Raw genomic sequence first — 20,168 nt, 5'->3', positions numbered from 1 at the left:
TCCTAGCTTTCGGCTAAGGCTGGCTGAATCTCAGTGCCATCTCTTTTGAATTCCACCAAGCCATTATAGATAGGATAGGCGCTCGCATCAAAATCAGTACCTGCGGTGTACTGTGCGGGATCAAAGCCAGCAGGGCTGCCTTCTGAACAATAAAGTAGGGTTTTCGCGGCTTTAGCGTCTGAGCTGGCGGCAGTTCCGTCAGTGGTTTTGTTGTCGCCGCTACAGGCGCTGATACCTAAGATAACCGTCGCCAACAGGGTCAATTTGAAAAGTGATTTTTGCATTATTACATCCTATGTAATTATAATTAGTTGCCAAGCATCTTTATAAGTTCGTTTGCGAACCATAAATATGCTTGACGTCCTTTTAATTCCCTTTAAAGCAATTGTTTATATCGTATTGTTGATAAGCAAATAAAAAATGCATCAGGTTCTATAAACCGTCAGTCAGGTTTGCAAAAAATACTGATATAAATAAGTCGTTTAAATATACTCTGTTAAACACTGCTAATGCAAGGCATCTCTAAGATAATTTTGATAGAAAATGTACCGTTTTAATATCTTTATTGCCGAATTTATTAGTCGTTACTGAATTCAGTAAACTAACGTCGCTTGTCGATTTTTTTCAGTATTCTAAAAACCAGAACATAGGCTGCTAATATAAAATTGCCTAAATAAGTTCTAAAGATAGCAACGAAAAAATATGAGCCACATTTTTATACCATCAGCTTATTCTCATTTGATTGAATATCAAGTTTTGAATAGATAAGCTTGTTAAAGAAAAGCAGCCACAATAAGCTGCTTACCCCATTCCATCCTAACGTATTTTATGACGCGGCTAGCTCAATATGATGATGGTTGGCTTTAATAAGGTCGGCCATTTTTTCAGCAATCATAATCGTTGGTGCATTGGTATTGGCGCTAATCAACGTTGGCATGACCGACGCATCAATCACGCGTAATCCGCTGACGCCGCGCACTTTTAATTCTAAATCGACTACGGAGTTATCATCTGACCCCATGCGGCAAGTGCCCACCGGATGGTAAATGGTATCTGACTTATTGCGAATATAGCCAAGCATGCCATCTTTTTCGATATAGGGGGCAGGGTAGTCTTCGGTAATATATTCGGCCATTGGAGATTCTTGCATGATGGCGCGCGTACGCTCAGCGCCTGCTACCATGTACTCTACATCTTTAGGGTGTGATAGATAGTTTGGATCAATCAATACCGCATCTGAGGGATTGGCAGAGTCCAGCCTGACCGTACCGCGACTCTCAGGACGTAGGTAGCAGGTGTGACAAGAGACAGCGAAGCCACGTTTGATATCACGGCCATGGTTAATCACGCGCGAGATCACAAAGTGCAATTGGGTATTTGGCCATTCTTTTGGATCATCACCGACGCTAAAGAACGCGCCCGCTTCTGCATAGTTAGTAGACAATAGGCCAGTGCCATCCTTTCTCCATTGGCGTATGCTCTTGGTTAAGGTCGAAATAGTCGCCAAGCCAACCCCAATGACATCTTTGGTATTCACTTCATAATCAAAAACTACATCCAGATGATCTTGTAGATTGCCACCGACTTCAGGGGCATCGACCACGACCTCAATACCGTGCGCCTGCAAATGCTCAGCAGGACCAATGCCTGATAACATTAAGACTTTAGGTGAGCCAAAAGCACCGCCTGATAGTATAACCTCTTGGTGTGCCATCACGCGATGCTCGACACCGTCTTTTTCGTACGCCACGCCAACAGCTTGATGGTTTTCAATAATGACACGGTTGGCTTGCGCATGGGTAATGACGGTCAAATTCGAACGATTTTGAACGGGATGTAGATAGGCGGCTGCGGCAGAGCAGCGTTGCCCTTGCTTTTCTCCATGGAAGTGGGTGACTTGATACAATCCTGCGCCGTCTTGCTTTTCACCATTAAAATCTGAGTTGTGATCAAGACCATTGGCAACGGCCGCTTCTACAAAGGCTTTTGAGATATCGCGTGGGCTGAGTAAATCGCTGACGTGCAGCGGTCCGCTGTCACCATGTAGTGCATCGCTACCGTGGACGTTGTTTTCTGCTTTGATAAAGTAAGGTAGGACATCATCGAACCCCCAACCATCACAGCCTTGCTCCACCCAGCGCTCATAATCTAGCGCACTGCCGCGGGTATAAATCATGGCGTTGATAGCGGATGATCCACCTAAGCATTGCCCACGTGGTTGGAAGCCGCGTCGATTATTGAGATGAGTTTGAGGGGTAGTGTGAAAGCACCAGTTATTTAACTTTAATGGCTTACCTGGTACCATCAAAATCAGCCCAGCAGGCACACGAACTGCGAGGTCCTTGCCTTCACCACCATATTCTAATAAACAGACACTGATGTCTGGATTTTCTGTCAGCCGACTGGCAAGCACACAGCCTGCAGAGCCACCGCCCACGATGACGTAATCAAACGTTTTATCAAGTTCCATTTTATCTTCCTTATAGCATCCATGCCAATCAAAACGAGCTTTTCAAAGTAAGCTATGCTTTACAGTATCTATTATTTTGCCAGAATAATAAAATAAAAATGACTAGAGCGTGTAGATAGAGAAAATAGACTATCACTAGGAGCCTATTGATAAGTTCTGTGATGTTACCTAGGGCGTGTTATCGATTAGCATATTTATATTGAGCAAACTTTTGAACGTACGATAAAGCGCTTACCTTCTGGTATTTCTAACGAAAAACTGGCGCCACGCCCGTCCACCACGTCAATGGTCAAATCCGTATTTTGCCATAATTTGTGCTGCGCTTTGCCCATATAAAATGGACAACCAGCAATCTCACCGACCAATACATCTTGGCCGCCTACCTTAAACTCACCTAGCGGGTAACACATAGGCGAGCTACCATCGCAGCAGCCACCAGACTGATGAAACATCAGTTCACCGTGCTTGGATTTAAGTAGCTCAATCAAGTCTACGCAGGATTCTGTCGCTGTAACGTTCATAATGATTTCCTTATCATTAAAATATGATTGTAGAAGACGTCTCATTAAGTACGAGTGTCTTATTAAGTATAGGAGTCTTATTAAGCATAAACCTCATACCCATATTGGGCGAGAATATAAAAAGCCGTATCGTTTTCACTCACATCACTTATAGCATGTGAATGAAAACGATACGACTGATGGTTTGTGATTAAATGTGTGAAGCATTAAGACAATATCAAAATCTCACAAGCAATATAGTCAATCCTCTATAAAAGAGTTACAGCGTTAACCTCACTTGAGGTATCACATATACATCTGCGCTCGGTTGCCTTGTCTCTCTTTTAAACTGAATAAACTATAACTACATACTGTAGTCAATCACAATGCGACCTTCGATTTTGCCGTTACGCATACGCTCAAAGATATCGTTGATGTTCTCTAACGGCTCCGCGGTAACGGTGGCTTTTACCTTGCCTGCTGCTGCCATGTCCAGCGACTCTTGTAAGTCGAGTCGCGTACCAACGATGGAGCCACGAATGGTAATACCGTTGAGCACCGTATCAAAAATAGAGACAGGGAAGTCACCGGTTGGTAAGCCGTTAAAGACCACCGTGCCACCACGTCGAACCATGCTTAACGCTTGATCGAACGCGATAGCAGATACGGCTGTTACTAGCACACCATGGGCACCGCCAATTTCTTCTTTTAGATACTCGCCAGGATCGGTATTTTTTGCATTAACGGTAATGGTCGCGCCTAGTTTTTTGGCAAATGCGAGCTTTTCGTCATCGATATCGACTGCCGCAACGTTGAGTCCCATGGCAATGGCGTATTGTACTGCCATATGACCAAGACCACCGATACCAGAAATAACGACCCAATCACCAGGCTTGGTATCGGTCATTTTTAGACCTTTGTACACGGTGACGCCTGCGCATAAAACGGGTGCAATTTCTATCGAGTCAACACTTTCAGGGATGATACCGACGTAGTTGGCATTGGCCAGTACGTATTCTGAAAAGCTACCATTGACTGAATAGCCTGCGTTTTGTTGACGCTCGCATAAGGTTTCCCAGCCGCCTAAACAATGGGTACAGTGACCACAAGCAGAGTAGAGCCAAGGCACACCAACGCGGTCGCCTTCTTTTACATGGGTCACACCTGCGCCAACGGCAGTAATCAGGCCAACGCCTTCATGTCCAGGGATAAATGGCGGACTTGGTTTGACGGGCCAATCGCCTTCAATGGCATGCAAGTCGGTATGACAGACACCGGAGGCTTGCATCTTGACAACGATTTCACCCGCGCCTGGCGTTGGAATATCAACTTCTTCGATCTGTAATGGTTGATTAAACTCATGTAATACGGCGGCTTTCATCTTATTGCTCATATAGTTCTTCCTTGTTAGATTTTCTGCATAAAAATAATCTGTGAATGTACCTAACACACTTTGCAACCTCGATTGCAAAGTGCTTCGAACTGGGGCTTAAAAGAACCCCATTTTTTTAGGATCGTAAGACACCAGCATGTTCTTGGTTTGTTGATAATGATCAAGCATCATCAAATGGTTTTCACGGCCGATACCAGACTGTTTATAACCACCGAATGCAGAATGCGACGGATAGATGTGATAGCAGTTCGTCCATACGCGACCCGCCTGAATACCACGTCCGAAGCGATATGCCTTATGTACACTACGCGTCCAAATACCAGCACCCAGACCATATAACGTATCGTTGGCAATTCTCATCGCATCTTCGTCATCTTTAAAAGTCGTTACCGCAAGCACCGGTCCAAAGATTTCCTCTTGGAACACGCGCATGTCATTAGTGCCCTCAAAGATAGTCGGCTGCACGTAATAGCCATCACCCAGATCACCGTCGTGTGTGGCTCTCTCGCCACCGACCAATACTTTAGCGCCTTCTTGTTTACCGATATCTAGATAAGATAGGATCTTCTCTAATTGATCTGAGCTTGCTTGTGCCCCAATCATCGTCTCCGTATCTAATGGATTGCCCATTTTGATGGCTTCAACACGGGCGATACAGCGTTTGATAAATTCATCATAGATACTCTCATGTACCAGTGCACGTGATGGGCAGGTACAGACTTCACCTTGGTTCAGCGCAAACATCACTAGGCCTTCAACCGCTTTGTCCAAGAAGTCATCGTCTTCATCCATGATATCAGCGAAGAAGATGTTTGGACTCTTACCGCCCAGCTCCAAGGTCACAGGAATGATGTTTTCACTGGCATACTGCATGATGAGGCGACCGGTTGTGGTCTCACCCGTAAAGGCCACTTTATTGATACGAGGGTTAGAAGCTAACGGCTTACCAGCTTCGACACCAAAGCCATTGACGACGTTTAATACGCCTTTAGGTAACAGGTCAGCCGCACCGATAATCTCTAACATATAGAGAATAGAGGCAGGGGTTTGCTCAGCAGGTTTGAGAACCACACAGTTACCCGCAGCAAGCGCAGGAGCCAGTTTCCACACGGCCATTAGGATAGGGAAGTTCCAAGGGATAATCTGACCAACAACGCCTAGTGGCTCATGGAAATGATAGGCAACGGTATCGTCATCGATTTGGCTGATGCCGCCTTCTTGAGCGCGAATGGCACTGGCGAAATAACGGAAATGGTCAACGGCTAGCGGGATGTCTGCTGCGAGTGTCTCACGCACCGGTTTGCCGTTTTCATAACATTCAGCAATGGCGATAGACTCAAGATTGGCTTCCATTTTGTCAGCGATTTTGAGGAGGATATTGGCGCGTTCTGTCACGCTGGTTTTGCCCCACGCATCTTTGGCAGCGTGAGCCGCATCTAGGGCTTTTTCGATGTCAGCTTCTTTTGAGCGGGCAACTTGGCAAATGACTTTGCCATCTATGGGACTGGTGTTGTCAAAGTATTCCCCATCAACAGGTGCAACCCATTCACCATTGATAAAGTTGTCATATTTTTCGCGGAATTGGACTTGGCTTTTTTCTGTGTTTGGATAGGGATATAACATTAACTGCTCCTTGTTGTTTTATGTATGAGGCAAGTCATATATAAGCAATTATTTATTACATCATCGTGTAAAATAAATGCTTATCTCATCGCCACCGAATCTTCCTGATCAAGTTCTCACTTCATACTACTCAAATTTTGAGCAGATTTATACTCACATTTAATAATAGCTAATGAATTAACTCATAAAATTTAGTTATGGAAAATGTGTCAGTTAAAAGGGTTCGTAAAGTGGATGTAGCTGTTATAATTATTGCCAATATTTTAGGCTACGGCATTTATAAAATTGCTGATGGCTGCTCTCTTTTCTTTTTCTTCTAAGTTATTGGTTGGTTTGAATATATGCGTCAATCTTCTGCTCTTGATATCCTAAAAACAGGTCAAAATGTCTTTTTGACTGGCTCAGCAGGTTCAGGTAAGACCTATACACTCAATCAATACATCGATTATCTACGCGCACGCCGTGTGCCAGTGGCGGTCACTGCCAGTACTGGGATTGCTGCCACGCACATGAACGGTACGACCATTCATAGTTGGTCGGGCATTGGTATCAAGGATGAGCTGACTGATCGTGATTTAAGCAATCTATCGCGCAAGCAGTTTTTGGCAGATAGATTAAAAGATACTGCGGTATTGATTATCGATGAGATATCGATGCTGCACGCCAAGCAGATTAATTTGGTCAGCCAAGTGCTTAAGCATGTACGCAAAAATGATGCAGCGTTTGGTGGTATTCAAGTCGTCGTTGCGGGCGACTTTTTCCAGCTGCCGCCGATTGGTAGCAAGGGCGAGACCAACCGTGAAAAGTTTGCCTTTATGTCTGAAGCATGGCTTGATGCTAAGTTCCATATTTGCTACTTGTCTGAGCAACATCGTCAAGTAAGCGAAGCGGCGAATGGCGGACTTGATTTGGACGATATCCTCAATCAAATTCGCCGTCAAGAAGTGACTTTTGAGGCGATTGCTGCTTTAGAGGCCACCTTTGATCAAAACGTCGATATCAAACGTACCCGTCTCTACACCCATAATCTCAACGTTAATAGCATCAATGATAAAGAACTTGCCGCATTAGATGGCGAGATGATGCGCTTTGAAGCCACATCTACTGGTGACAGTAAGCTGGTTGAGACCTTGAAGAAAACGGTACGTACTCAAGATGAGCTTATTCTCAAAGTTGGTGCTAAGGTAATGTTTATCAAAAATAATACCGAGCTTGGCGTCTCTAACGGCACTATGGGTGAATTGACAGGCTTTGCCGCTGTTAAGGCTGATGATAGCAAGGACAGCAGCGAGGCGTTAATTGCAGACGATGACACTAGTGCTGACAGTGATGAAGAGGCTACTAAAAATAAAAAAAGCGTGGCAAAAAAGGATAAAGAAAAGGTAAAGGAGAAGAAAGCCACCACGCAAAAAATGCCTGTAGTTAGGCTCAATTCTGGTCGTGAAGTCATCGCCGAGCCGGAAGAATGGATGATTGAAGACGAGACTGGTGACGTGCTGGCAAGCTATGAGCAAGTGCCATTATGCTTAGCTTGGGCAATTACCATTCATAAATCACAAGGTATGACTTTAGATGCTGCAGAAATCGACTTGTCGCGCACCTTTGAGCTTGGGCAAGGCTATGTGGCATTATCACGGCTAAAGTCGCTGGCGGGATTGCAACTGCTTGGTATGAATGACATGAGCTTGCAACTCGATCCATTGGCACGTGGCGCGGACAAACGGTTTTTGGTGTTATCTGACGAGGCTGATGCCAATTACGCCATGCTCGATGAAGAAAGCATGACGCAAGCACATGAGAAGTTTATTTTAAAATCAGGTGGAACTTTGAGCAAGTCGGTGATTGATGCTTATGCCAACCTGCAGAAAAAACGCCGCGAGCAACAGCAAGCGCAGCAAGACAAGAAGCAGAAGCTGGGCAATCAAATCTCTGATAAGTCAGAAAGCACCTTGCTAGCGACCCGAATCTTATTAGAAGAGAGTTTGTCAATTGCGGAAATCTCGCAAGCGCGTCAGTTGTCGCAATCGACCATTATGCGCCATATCGGTGAGTTAAAATCTCAAGACCCAAGCCTCGCCTGTGATCATTTACGTCCAGATGATGAGGTGATGACAGCAGTAGGCAACGCTTATGTGGCGATTAAAGTCGCTAACAATCCAAACGACTTTAATGATGATGGCAGCATTAAGCTGCGCCCAATCTTTGACCATCTTAAGCAAAGCATCGATTACAATACCATTCGTTTGGCTCTGATTTTTATCACGCCATAGCGAGCAATTAGCCAATATTCAAGTTATTAAACAATTTATTGATTCAGCCATTTATTGATTCAGCCATTTATTTATTAAGTCATTTATTTATTAAGTCATATATTAAAACCAATCATCATACGTATGAATATGTTGGTTTTTCTAGAGCATTGAATGTGCAGCGCTTAACTTATATACCTTCCTTTATAGCGATACCCTTTTATGTCTGATGTTACGCCTAATTTTTCTAGCGCCACCTATCAATTGACGTCTGACGCAGTAGCAGCGACGTTTCATGCCACTGGCGAGCACACACAGCCACTGAGGGTCGCTATCAATGGTTTTGGTCGTATAGGGCGCAATGTGCTGCGTGCATTGATAGAGCGCTTTGAGGTGTTAGGCCGAGCCATTCATGTGGTGGCAATTAATGATTTGGCACCGCCTGATATTCTGCTGCATTTGCTAAAATTCGATAGTACCCATGGTCGTCTAACCAGATTGGGTGTTAGCGCTGATCTTGTGATGAGTGACGTCAATGCTAGTAAAGATGATAGCAGCACCATTATTAATAACGACACTCAGCTGTGTCTGACGAAGAACAATTTAACGTACTGTATTAAGATGCTCTCAGAGCCCGATCCAAAAAACCTACCGTGGCAGGAGTTAGGCGTGGATGTAGTGCTAGAATGTACAGGGCACTTTCGCTCTTATGAGCAAGCGAAGCTGCATATTGAGGCGGGCGCTCAGCAAGTCATTATCAGTGCTGCACCCTTCGATGATGTCGATGCTTGTATCGTTATGGGCGTCAATACCGAGGAGCTCACGCGTGAGCTGCCGATTATATCGAGCGTCTCTTGTACCACGCAGGCATTGGTGCCGCTGATTGCTACCCTTGATAAAGTGTTCGGCGTTAAGTCAGCGATGATGACTGAGATTCATGCCGTCACCGCTGATCAGACCGTGCTCGATCAAGCGCATCGAGACCCAAGGCGCGCGCGAGCCTCTGGCCACAATATTATTCCTACGACTTCCAGTAGTATCGCAGCCACTGAGCGCGTATTGCCAGCGATGGTCGGCAAAATAAACGGCCACTCAATCAGAGTGCCAACCATTGATGTTGCCGCTATTGATGTCACTTTTGTCTTTGATATCCCTGATGTCAGTATAGAAGCAGTTCGAGACGTGCTTAAAGCGGCGAGCAAGGGTCATTTGCTCGACATCATGGCCTATACCGATGAGCCATTGGTCTCAAGTGACTTTATTCATCAAACAGAGTCGCTCATCATTGACGGGCAACAGCTTATGCACGTGGGTAATCAGTATAAAGTTTTTGCGTGGTATGATAACGAATGGGGCTATGCCAACAGGTTGCTTGATATGTGCTTACATTTAGCTTCGAGTAAATAATACGGCCTCAAGTGAATAGGTTAAGCTGAAAAGCTGATTAAAAAGTTGCGAGCAAACGGTAAGTCATTGATTTAAAACCATCGGCAAATTAATTTCATTTTTTTAATATGAATCGCTTGCATTATGAGATGATATCTATATAATGATGCACCAATGGAGACGTGGCAGAGCGGTTGAATGCACCGGTCTTGAAAACCGACAAGGGTTCATAGCCCTTCGAGAGTTCGAATCTCTCCGTCTCCGCCAAATTCGAAAAAGCCCCAATCAGTAATTGATTGGGGCTTTTTTTATAGATGTTTTTTAGCAGCTTGAATGAGTTCATTTACTTCATTAATGACTCATCAAATTCAACTCGTTGTCCGTCTTCTAAAACTAGCATGCCTTCGCTAATATTTATCGTCACGTCGTGGGCGTTTCTGATAGCGCGCATGACGTTGATGTCCTCAATACTACTCTCGATAATTATCTTGCCAGATTGTTCAGGCTTTATAGCTGGCTCGAATTGTGTGAGCGGTATGTTGAAGCGTTTACCTTTTTCCAGTTTTGCATCTTGCATGGTCAATGTGCCTTTGAAACTTTGAATAGCAACCTTGCCATGATTTGAGAGCATAAATTGTAGTTTTACTTGGTTTAAGCTGTCGCTATCACTGGTTTTGACAGGTAATAGGGCAACCGGATAGTTCTGTGCATTGGCTGATGCAGCTTGCTGACTTTTAATAATAGGACTTTTTTTACCAGTTGGATTATTGGGATGTAAGCGCTCGTATTCACGTTGTTGTATCAGCGCTTGCTTGATAGTAATACGCGGCATAGCACCTGATTCATAAGCGCCGCTCAACTTCATACGTAGCATATAGCGGCTCAGCAGTTGTTGGTCGGACTTTGGTAGCTCCTCAAAAGTCGCTCCAAGTTTCTTTTGCCATTGGTCAGAGTTGGTCGGAATGGTTTTTTTACTGGGATCCGCTTGCGGCGCTGAGCACCCAGCGAGTGGCAATGTTAAAGACAGTGTTAAAGGCAGTGCTAATAGCCAAGTGCATAAAAAGGCTTTGCTGAAATACTGATGTAACTCACTCATTGTGTACCTCCTTGTCGGCCATAATGAATAACAATGAATAATGACTATTATTAATATACCTCGTTTAATTGTCTTTTGTGTTGAATTATGGCTAATGACTGTATTCAAATTCACAGACAGAAAAATAGGGATTTATCAAAGCCAAAAAAAGACTGAGCGCTATTGAGCAGACTCAGTCTTTTTTTGGAAATCAGTAAACTTTAACGGTTAAGAGTCACGCGCTTAGTCGTCGTTTTGCAGCTCAGACAATGGGTGAGTGATATTGTTATTATGGGTTACCACAATGGCTTCATCGATGATGCGTTGACTGACACCGCGCTTACGCAAGGTCTCGATAAATACTTCGTCATGCGCTAAGGTATAATCTTGATGGTCACGGTCTAGACCTTGACGAATATATAGACGAATCAGTCCTTGGATACGTTTAAATCCCAACTCCGATGAGGTCGCTTCTAACAGCTCAATCATTTCTTCAGACAAGCGAATACTGACCGGACGCATGATTTTTTGCGGATGATCAGAAAACTTATTTTTTATACGTACAGGTATCATAATAAACCATTACTTTTAGTGAGTAGGAGTAAAGCACTCAGACGAAAACTGACTCAATCAAACTATCCTTACCATACAACAAAAACGCCCAAAAGAACACCACGGCAGTGCTAATATTATTACCATAAAACGGGCAACATAAAAAAACCCTCATCAAATAATGATGAAGGTTTTTAGTATATGGCTCTCCAACCTGGGCTCGAACCAGGGACACACGGATTAACAGTCCGTTGCTCTACCAACTGAGCTATTGGAGAATAAGCGGTCATAACGACAAGTTCAACAAACATGATGCTAAAAAGCATTGCTTGTTTGCGTTAAGAGGAGCACATTTTAGCCAAGTAGTTATAGGCTGTCAACCTTATTACGCCATTAATTATAAATATTGTCGTAATCTGTCAAAAATAACCGGTAATCCCTGATAAAACGAACTGCTTTGGCACATTTTGACCTTTACAATTTTTATTTATTGGCTAGGGCGTGTCTTCAATTCACTCAATAGTCATGCTAAATGAGCTAAAAATAGCTGAAATCCTTATCTATGCAGAATGATTATAAAATCATAATTGCAATTTAATCAGATAAATCGTGTAGATTTTCGACTTAGTATTTTGAATAATAAGACAATCGTTTGTATGCAATGAAACAAAATAGCATAAACCAGCCCTTCACATTGCTAAATTATTTCTATACAATACCGACCGTATGGTTTCTTTAATGCATACTCAAACTATTTATGCAGACTAACTTATGCTTAATCGAGAAGATATGCATGATTTGAAGCAGGTATCTTAACTATGAGTCCTACCACTATTGCTTACGGCTACCTAGCCATTGCTATCATTTGTGAAGTGATTGGCACGACATTTTTAGTAAAGTCAGAGCAGTTTACGCGTTTGGTGCCGACCCTGATTATGGGCGTGCTTTATGCTATCTCGTTTTACTTGTTGACCCAAACTCTCAAAACCATTCCGCTTGGTATCGCTTATGCGCTGTGGGGCGGATTGGGCATTGTTTTGACCTCGCTCGTGGGCTTGCTGTTTTTTAAGCAAAATCTCGATACCGCAGCGGTGGTAGGCATTGCGATGATTGTCGGCGGTGTCATTGTAATGAACTTACTGTCTAACTCTGTGGCGCACTGACAGGTAGGTGAAAACAAACATGGAAATAAAGATGGAAACAGAAAACCCTTATAAACGTAAAAAACAGCCAGAAATGGTGCGCCGTGCACTGCTAGATCAAGCGGCACGAATCACGTTAGAGCAGGGGCTGTCTAAAGTGACCTTTCAAGCCGTTGCTGATGCAGTCGGGGTGACCAAAGGTGGCGTGATGCATCACTTTGCTACTAAGAATGCGCTCATTCTTGAAGTGTTTCATGATGCGATGGCGAAGTTTGAGGCAGAAGTCAATCAAGCTATGGCGCAAGACCCTGTGCGTTATGGTTCTTTCACCCGCGCTTATATCGATGCCACGATTAGCTTGGGCGAAAAAGGGCAGGAAGAGTTTGATAATCAAGCCACTTTGTATGTATTGATGCTGGGTGATAGCGAGCTGCGTGAGTTGTGGGCTGCGTGGTCGAATGAGCAATTGGAAAAGCATAAAGCAACCGATAATACTGAAACGCTATGTATGGTGCGTTTGGTCGCTGATGGTATTTGGCTTTCTGATTTTTCAGGAATTAATATATCGGACAAAAAATCATTACGCGCGCGTTTGATAAAGATGACGCAACCTGAGAATGATTAAAACATAGCTCTCAAATAACTCATTAAAAAAACCTTAAGAAAGAACCACGTAAATTTTATTTTTTAAAACTTAAACAATGACGAAATTATTTGGTATAAGCGCTTTTTATAAAGCTGTTGCCAGTCGTCGACAGGAGAACTCATGACAGATTCAAAGACAAACCCAAATCCGAACCCAAATCTAAGTAACTTAACAGACATTATCGATTTAGAACAAGTACAAACCGCTTATATTAACGGTCGCTATCTGGCTGTCGATGAAACGCTGACTACTTTTGAAGATATTAATCCAGCGACGGGTGAAGTGCTCGCCACTATTCAGCAAACGACCGATGAGCAGATAGACGAAGCGGTAAAAGCGGCGCAAAAAGGTCAAAAAGTTTGGGCAGCGATGACGGCAGTTGAGCGTAGTCGTATTTTGTTAAATGCAGTAGCCATACTACGCGAACGCAACGATGTGCTGGCGTTACTTGAGACCAAAGACACGGGTAAAGCTTACTCTGAGACCAAGTATGTCGATATCGTCACTGGTGCTGATGTCGTTGAGTACTATGCAGGGCTTGCGCCAATGATTGAAGGTCGTCAGATTCCGCTGCGTGATAGCAGCTTTGTCTATACCCGTCAGGAACCACTCGGCGTGGTAGCCGGAATTGGCGCATGGAACTATCCTATCCAAATCGCTATGTGGAAGGCGGGTCCTGCGTTGGCCGCAGGTAATGCGATGATTTTTAAACCATCAGAAGTCACGCCATTAACCGCCTTAAAACTGGCAGAAATATTTACCGAAGCGGGTTTGCCAGATGGCGTCTTTAACGTCGTGCAGGGTAATTACGAAGTTGGCGAAGCATTAACCCAGCATCCTGATATTGCCAAAGTATCGTTTACTGGCGGTGTGCCGACTGGTAAAAAAGTCATGTCGAGTGCAGCATCATCGTCTCTTAAAGACGTGACCTTAGAGCTTGGTGGTAAGTCGCCATTAATCATATTTGAAGATGCCGATATCGATACCGCTGCTGACATTGCGATGATGGCGAACTTCTATAGCAGTGGTCAGGTCTGTACCAATGGCACGCGTGTATTTATTCCTAAAGCGCTACAAGCCAAATTTGAAGAGGCTATTTTAACGCGCGCCAATCGTATCAAATTGGGCGATCCAATGGATGAGAACATCAATATGGGTCCAATGGTCAGCTTTACGCACATGGACAGAGTGCTTGGCTATATCGAGCAAGGTAAAAAGGGTGGCGCGCGTCTATTGACTGGCGGCGAACGTATCACGTCAGGCGAACTTGCCAATGGCGCGTTTGTCGCCCCGACGGTGTTTACCGATTGCAGCGATGATATGACTATTGTACGTGAGGAAATCTTTGGCCCAGTGATGTCGATATTGACTTATGAGACCGAAGAAGAAGTCATTCGCCGTGCCAATGATACCGAGTACGGCTTGGCAGCAGGGGTGGTAACCGCTGATTTGACTCGCGCACATCGAGTGATCGGTCAGATTGAAGCCGGTATTTGCTGGTTAAATACTTGGGGTGAATCACCTGCACAAATGCCAGTTGGCGGTTATAAGCATTCGGGTATTGGCCGTGAGAATGGCATTGAAGCCCTTGAGCACTATACACAGACCAAATCTATTCAAGTAGAGTTGGGCGCGTTTGAGTCTGTATTTTAATAAATTGTATTTTATTAATTCTTATTTTAAACAGACTATATTATGGAGCATTTTATGACAACAACCACACCTGAGTATGACTACATCATTGTTGGCGCAGGCTCAGCAGGAAATGTGCTGGCTACGCGTTTGACCGAAGATGCCAACATTAAGGTGTTGCTGTTAGAAGCGGGTCGTCCAGACCATCGCTTAGACTTTCGCACCCAGATGCCAGCGGCGCTCGCGATGCCGTTGCAAGGCACCACTTATAACTGGGGATACAAAACCGATCCCGAGCCGAATATGAATAATCGTGTGATGGACTGCGGTCGCGGTAAAGGGCTTGGTGGCTCATCGTTGATTAATGGTATGTGCTATATCCGTGGCAATGCGCTCGATTTTGACGATTGGGCGAAAATTAAAGGCTTAGAAGATTGGACCTATTCAGACTGTCTGCCTTACTTTAAAAAGCTAGAAAACTGCGACGCTGGCGAGAATGATTATCATGGCGTCGGTGGTCCGGTTGAGATGACCACTTCAAAGCCAGGAGTCAATCCGCTGTTTGAAGCGATGATTGAAGCGGGCGTACAAGCTGGCTATCCAAGCACTGATGATCTAAATGGCTATCAGCAAGAAGGCTTTGGGCCAATGGATCGCTTTGTGACGCCCAATGGTCGCCGCGCATCAACGGCTCGCGGTTATCTTGACCGTGCCAAGCCGCGTAGCAATATCACGATTTTGACTGGTGCATTGACTGATGTGATTTTGTTCGATGGCAAGCGTGCTGTCGGTGTCAAAGTAGAACATCAAGGTCAAACTAAAAACTTTTACGCATCTCGTGAAGTGATTGTTTCATCGGGCGCGATTGCCACACCGCAACTGTTGCAGCGCTCTGGCATTGGTCCTGGTCAATGGCTTAAAGATTTGGACGTGACTGAGATTTTAGATTTGCCGGGTGTCGGTAATAATCTACAAGACCATTTAGAGCTGTATATGCAGTATGAATGTAAGCTACCGGTCTCAATTGCACCTGCCAATAAATGGTGGAACAAGCCAGCGATTGGTGCGGAATGGCTATTTAATGGCACAGGGCTTGGTGCTTCAAATCAGTTTGAAGGTGGCGGCTTTATCCGTACCGATGAGAAATTTACGCATCCTAATATTCAGTATCATTTCTTGCCGTTAGCAGTGCGTTATGATGGTCGTAGCGCGGTCAAATCACATAGCTTCCAAGCGCATGTCGGTTCATTGCGCTCGCCAAGTCGTGGTCGTGTCAAGCTGACCTCAAAAGACCCAAGCGCGCATCCAAGTATCTTATTTAACTATATGTCTCATGACCAAGACTGGCAAGAGTTCCGTGCTGCCATGCGCATCACTCGTGAGATTATGCATCAGCCAGCGCTTGACCCTTATCGTGGACGTGCTATTGCGCCGACCGATGATCTAGTGACCGATGCGCAGTTAGATGAATATGTCCGTAACCATAGTGAGACGGCTTATCATCCTTCTTGTACTTGTCCAATGGGCGAAGGTAATGATTCGGTCGTCAATGGCGAAGGGCTAGTGCACGGTATTAGTGGCTTGCGAGTCGTTGATGCGTCTATCATGCCAAATATAATTAGTGGTAATCTTAACGCGACGACTATTATGTTGGCAGAAAAAATCGCCGATAAGATGCGCGGTGTACAGCTGCCACGCTCAACAGCGGACTATTATACGGCCAATGGTGCACCATTGAGAGCTGAGCCGATGCGTGCTTATGGTTCTGTTTAAATTAAATATTAATAAGAAGGCCTTTTTACATAAAGGTCTTTTTTATCCGCGCTAATGTTAAGCAGATGAAGCCTTTATAGCTGCCTCTGTTTATCGTTTGCTTTGCTATTTTTCTAACAGTTTAAAGGTAGCAAATTGTTATTGATTGGTACTGCTTTGTGCGTCATGCGGTTATTTATATGTCATGCGGTTATCAGTCATAAGGTTATGACGGACAAAGCAATATCAGACCCTGTTTAATTTACCTATTGAGGTCTTTTATGTACAGCTCGCCATCAAAAGATGCGACGAAACCCCTGACTCTAAATAAGACGGTTTTTTTAGGTTCAGCTATTATTTCTATTTTATTAATAATCTGGACAATTGCATTTCCAGATTATAGTGAGGCATTATTAAGCTCAAGTATGGCATGGGTATCAGAGAGTTTTGGCTGGTATTACATGTTGGTAGTTGCCGCTTATAGTATATTTGCGTTATTTGTTGGCTTCTCCAAGTATGGTGATATCAAGCTTGGTCAAGATCATGAAAAAGCTCAGTTTCCCTTTCTAGCGTGGGCGGCGATGCTGTTCTCTGCTGGTATCGGCATTGATTTATTGTTCTTTGGTGCGTCTGAGCCGTTGATGCATTATCTAACGCCGCATACGGGGCTCGAGCCTGCCAGTGAGGCGGCCATGCGTGAAGCACTTGCGCAAACCTTTTTACATTGGGGTCTACATGGCTGGGGCATTTATGCGCTAATCGGGATGGCATTGGCGTACTTTGCTTATCGCAAAAACATGCCATTAGCTTTGCGTTCACCACTGACGCCTATCTTTGGCGAGCGCTTAATTAAAGGCTGGCTTGGTGATGGTATCGATACCTTTGGTGTGGTTTGTACCTTGATGGGTATCGCGACCAGTTTGGGTATTGGTGTATTGCAAGCCAATGCGGGTTTGACTCATGTGTTTGGGATTGAATCCAGCAAAATGGTTCAAACCTTTATCATCATAGGTGTGGTCGCTGCCGCAGCGATCTCTGCGATGACTGGTGTGGAAAGAGGCGTCCGCCGTTTATCCGAATTCAACATGCTATCGTCGATATTGCTATTAATCGCGATATTGGTGATGGGTAACACAGTTTATTTGCTGAATACCTTTACCCAAAATATTGGTCAATACTTCCAAACCATCGTTTTCAAAACTTTTGATGTTTATGCTTATGATGGTAAAGCTGGCGCTGACTGGAAGTCAGGTTGGACGATATTTTTCTGGGCATGGTGGGTCGCTTGGGCGCCATTTGTAGGTTTGTTTATCGCGCGTATTAGCCGTGGTCGTACCTTGCGTGAGTTTGTGTTTGGCGTGATGTTTATCCCACTTGGTTTCATTTTTGCATGGTTCTCTATCTTTGGTAATTCAGCGATAGATTTGGTCGCCAATGGTGCAACCGAGCTTGGCGAAATCGCTGTTAATGATGCAGCGATGGGTATGTTTGCCTTGTTTGAGTACTTTCCTTACAGCGAAGTGCTATCATTTGCCGGTGTTGTGATTGGGTTAGTATTCTTTGTGACTTCAGCTGACTCAGGCGCTTTAGTATTGGCGAACCTAAGCTCAAGAGGCATGACCAATGATACCGACGCACCAGTTTGGTTACGCTTATTTTGGGCAGCAGCGACCGGTCTTATTACCTTAGGCTTATTGTTTGCTGGTGGTTTTGCCTCATTACAGTCAGTATCTGTGATTGCCGGTTTGCCATTCTCGCTTATTTTAGTCCTTTATATGGTGGCGATGTGGAGATCATTAAAAGAAGAGGGCAATAAGCGCAAAGCCAGTACGATTGGTACGGCTAACGTGCTCGATAGCGGTAAGAGCTGGAAAGCTCGCTTGCAACGTATTGTCAGCTTCCCTAAACATGCACAAGTTGAACGGTTTTTACAAAATGTGGTCAGACCTGCCATGACGGAAGTTGAAAAAGAATTTGCCGCAGGTGGTTTAAAGACGTCTTTGGATATCCGTAACCCTGAACATATCGGGCAAGATATAGATGAGGGTATGGACGAGAGTAGCGGTCAAATAGATGGTCTCAAATTGCGTGTTGGACATGGCGATGAAGATGACTTTATTTATGAAGTTAATTTGATCAAAGCTGAGCGTCCTAACTTCACATTGAGCACCTCAACTAAGAATGCAGAGTACTATTATCGTGCCGAAGTGTTCTTAAGCGAAGGCTCGCAAGAGTATGACTTGGTGGGCTACTCTAAAGAGCAAGTATTGGTCGATATCTTAAATCAGTACGAGCGTCATTTGCAGTATCTACATTTAGAGCGTTAATGGATTCATTGGCAATCGCGTATAAAACTATCTATACGTAGTAGGTTCTAAATAAAAGTATTGTAAGAGATAACCCCATAAGTTGGATTCAACTTATGGGGTTTATTTATGAACCAATGATAGGCAGATAGTAGATATAGGGTAAAATCTAGACAGACAAAATTTGAAGTACCAGCAAAGGATAAATTTGTGACCACATTAAAGTACATCGCTCATTATTCTGAGCAAATTCAAACCCAAGCCGCGTTACTCATTAGTGAAGGTAAACTGGGCGCTTATCTAGCAAAAAAGTATCCTATTCAGCACCAAGTACAAAGCGATAAAGCACTTTATCAGTATATCAATGAGATAAAAAACCAATATATGCGCAAAGTTGGCCCGTTATCGAATGTCAGTTATAGCAGTAAATTAAAAGTCTTAAAACATGCGCTGGGTATTCATACCACTCAGTCTCGCGTACAGGGCAGTAAGCTGAAATCGCATAATAGCATCACCGTGGCGAGCTTATTTCAAGAAGCGCCGCCTGAGTTTTTGCGCATGATTGTTGTGCATGAGTTGGCACATTTTAAAGAGCATGAGCATAACAAAGCGTTTTATCAATTATGCTGCCATATGGAGCCTGAATATCACCAGTTTGAGCTAGATACGCGGCTTTGGTTGCACTGGCGAGAGTTGTAGCCCTAATAACGTTCATAGTAATCTTAATAACAGCCATATAAATATCGTGTCCTTTTCTGTGGCAATCATCTGAGCCGCTAGGGCGTGTCCTCAATTCAATTGATCATATCTAAACGGGCTAAAAATGGCTAAATTTTGCCAAACATCGTTAAATAGCTGGTTAATATCCCGATATTATCTGCGCTATTTTCCTTGTTTGACTGCAATTTATCTCATTTTTATCACCATTTTTAAAATGAGGACACGCCCTAGAATTACGTTATAATCCTAACCAAATAATTTATACCCCAAGTCAATAAAAGGTTGTAAGCAATGATCAATACCAAAATATATAAATCTATTTATAAATTGGCAGAAGAGTTACTAGAGGCTGATCGTATCGGTAATCAAGAAAAATTTGATGCGTTTTATGCTGAGCTAAAGGCCATCTGTACTGATAACGAAAACACAGACAAAGACCATCCAGAGCAGTGGGAAACGCTTGCTGACTTTACAGAAGATTTGGACGAAGCACTGGTCCTTTATGACAAAGCACTAACCAAAGCCACGGCGATCAATTCGAAAGATCATCTGTCGTCGATTGCTTTTTCTATGGCGGTGCTACAGCTTGAGACAAGTAACAAAGAAGCGGCTATTCAAAGTCTGCAAAATGCCAAAATCACTGCCAATAAGATTGAAGATAAAGAGTTTAAGGTTGAGATAGACGAGCTGCTGACCAAGTTATTGGCTGAATAATCTTTATT

General features: G+C 43.9%; 16 protein-coding genes and 2 tRNA genes. 10 read left to right on the top strand and 8 right to left on the bottom strand.

Going from position 1 to position 20,168, the window contains the following annotated elements; all coding sequences use genetic code 11:
* Positions 1–2: 2 nt before the first annotated feature.
* The 5 genes from ACSUPM_RS10160 to exaC form a co-directional block, all read right to left on the bottom strand.
* Positions 3–284, bottom strand: a complete 282-nt coding sequence (locus ACSUPM_RS10160; RefSeq protein ID WP_265088523.1) for a hypothetical protein — start codon at positions 282–284, stop codon at positions 3–5.
* 542 nt (positions 285–826) lie between these two features.
* Positions 827–2,470, bottom strand: a complete 1,644-nt coding sequence (locus ACSUPM_RS10155; protein ID WP_436879905.1) for a GMC family oxidoreductase — start codon at positions 2,468–2,470, stop codon at positions 827–829.
* A gap of 194 nt (positions 2,471–2,664) precedes the next feature.
* On the bottom strand, positions 2,665–2,991 hold the full coding sequence (locus tag ACSUPM_RS10150) for a DUF779 domain-containing protein (RefSeq protein ID WP_025650612.1): 327 nt from the start codon (positions 2,989–2,991) through the stop codon (positions 2,665–2,667).
* Positions 2,992–3,334: 343 nt separating this feature from the next.
* Entirely contained in the window at positions 3,335–4,363 is a 1,029-nt protein-coding gene (adhP, locus tag ACSUPM_RS10145) for an alcohol dehydrogenase AdhP (RefSeq protein ID WP_025650611.1), read from the bottom strand.
* A 96-nt stretch (positions 4,364–4,459) separates the two neighbouring features.
* The gene (exaC, locus tag ACSUPM_RS10140; RefSeq protein WP_025650610.1) at positions 4,460–5,986 is read right to left on the bottom strand and encodes an acetaldehyde dehydrogenase ExaC; all 1,527 of its coding nucleotides are present in this window, start codon (positions 5,984–5,986) and stop codon (positions 4,460–4,462) included.
* A 341-nt stretch (positions 5,987–6,327) separates the two neighbouring features.
* On the opposite strand from exaC, the gene ACSUPM_RS10135 reads away from it, so the two are divergent.
* From ACSUPM_RS10135 to ACSUPM_RS10125, 3 genes are all read left to right on the top strand, one after another.
* The gene (locus ACSUPM_RS10135) at positions 6,328–8,256 is read left to right on the top strand and encodes an AAA family ATPase (protein ID WP_436879904.1); all 1,929 of its coding nucleotides are present in this window, start codon (positions 6,328–6,330) and stop codon (positions 8,254–8,256) included.
* A gap of 201 nt (positions 8,257–8,457) precedes the next feature.
* Complete coding sequence (locus tag ACSUPM_RS10130) at positions 8,458–9,642, top strand: type I glyceraldehyde-3-phosphate dehydrogenase (RefSeq protein WP_436879903.1); 1,185 nt, start codon at positions 8,458–8,460, stop codon at positions 9,640–9,642.
* A gap of 155 nt (positions 9,643–9,797) precedes the next feature.
* Positions 9,798–9,888, top strand: a tRNA-Ser gene (locus tag ACSUPM_RS10125).
* Positions 9,889–9,964: 76 nt separating this feature from the next.
* On the opposite strand, the gene ACSUPM_RS10120 is transcribed toward ACSUPM_RS10125, so the two are convergent.
* From ACSUPM_RS10120 to ACSUPM_RS10110, 3 genes are all read right to left on the bottom strand, one after another.
* Entirely contained in the window at positions 9,965–10,717 is a 753-nt protein-coding gene (locus tag ACSUPM_RS10120) for a hypothetical protein (protein WP_427646306.1), read from the bottom strand.
* 222 nt (positions 10,718–10,939) lie between these two features.
* On the bottom strand, positions 10,940–11,269 hold the full coding sequence (locus ACSUPM_RS10115; protein WP_025650606.1) for a hypothetical protein: 330 nt from the start codon (positions 11,267–11,269) through the stop codon (positions 10,940–10,942).
* Between the two features lie 181 nt (positions 11,270–11,450).
* Positions 11,451–11,526, bottom strand: a tRNA-Asn gene (locus ACSUPM_RS10110).
* Between the two features lie 540 nt (positions 11,527–12,066).
* Here ACSUPM_RS10110 and ACSUPM_RS10105 point away from each other — a divergent pair.
* From ACSUPM_RS10105 to ACSUPM_RS10075, 7 genes are all read left to right on the top strand, one after another.
* A complete protein-coding gene (locus ACSUPM_RS10105; RefSeq protein ID WP_201576642.1) occupies positions 12,067–12,411 on the top strand; it encodes a DMT family transporter in 345 nt (114 codons plus the stop codon).
* A gap of 19 nt (positions 12,412–12,430) precedes the next feature.
* The gene (locus tag ACSUPM_RS10100; protein ID WP_240990809.1) at positions 12,431–13,015 is read left to right on the top strand and encodes a TetR/AcrR family transcriptional regulator; all 585 of its coding nucleotides are present in this window, start codon (positions 12,431–12,433) and stop codon (positions 13,013–13,015) included.
* Positions 13,016–13,156: 141 nt separating this feature from the next.
* Complete coding sequence (gene betB, locus ACSUPM_RS10095) at positions 13,157–14,689, top strand: betaine-aldehyde dehydrogenase (protein ID WP_227687584.1); 1,533 nt, start codon at positions 13,157–13,159, stop codon at positions 14,687–14,689.
* 54 nt (positions 14,690–14,743) lie between these two features.
* The gene (gene betA / locus ACSUPM_RS10090; RefSeq protein ID WP_436879902.1) at positions 14,744–16,441 is read left to right on the top strand and encodes a choline dehydrogenase; all 1,698 of its coding nucleotides are present in this window, start codon (positions 14,744–14,746) and stop codon (positions 16,439–16,441) included.
* 260 nt (positions 16,442–16,701) lie between these two features.
* Positions 16,702–18,747 (top strand): choline BCCT transporter BetT, encoded by a 2,046-nt coding sequence (gene betT / locus ACSUPM_RS10085; protein ID WP_436879901.1) that lies wholly within the window; start codon positions 16,702–16,704, stop codon positions 18,745–18,747.
* Positions 18,748–18,936: 189 nt separating this feature from the next.
* Positions 18,937–19,425 (top strand): M48 metallopeptidase family protein, encoded by a 489-nt coding sequence (locus ACSUPM_RS10080; RefSeq protein WP_025650600.1) that lies wholly within the window; start codon positions 18,937–18,939, stop codon positions 19,423–19,425.
* Positions 19,426–19,737: 312 nt separating this feature from the next.
* A complete protein-coding gene (locus ACSUPM_RS10075; RefSeq protein WP_201615806.1) occupies positions 19,738–20,160 on the top strand; it encodes a tetratricopeptide repeat protein in 423 nt (140 codons plus the stop codon).
* The last annotated feature ends 8 nt before the right edge of the window (positions 20,161–20,168 follow it).

This window comes from Psychrobacter okhotskensis, assembly GCF_965638355.1.
GTDB lineage: Bacteria > Pseudomonadota > Gammaproteobacteria > Pseudomonadales > Moraxellaceae > Psychrobacter > Psychrobacter okhotskensis.
Note: the sequence above shows the minus strand (reverse complement) of the source record. Positions and strands in the feature narration are given on the sequence as shown.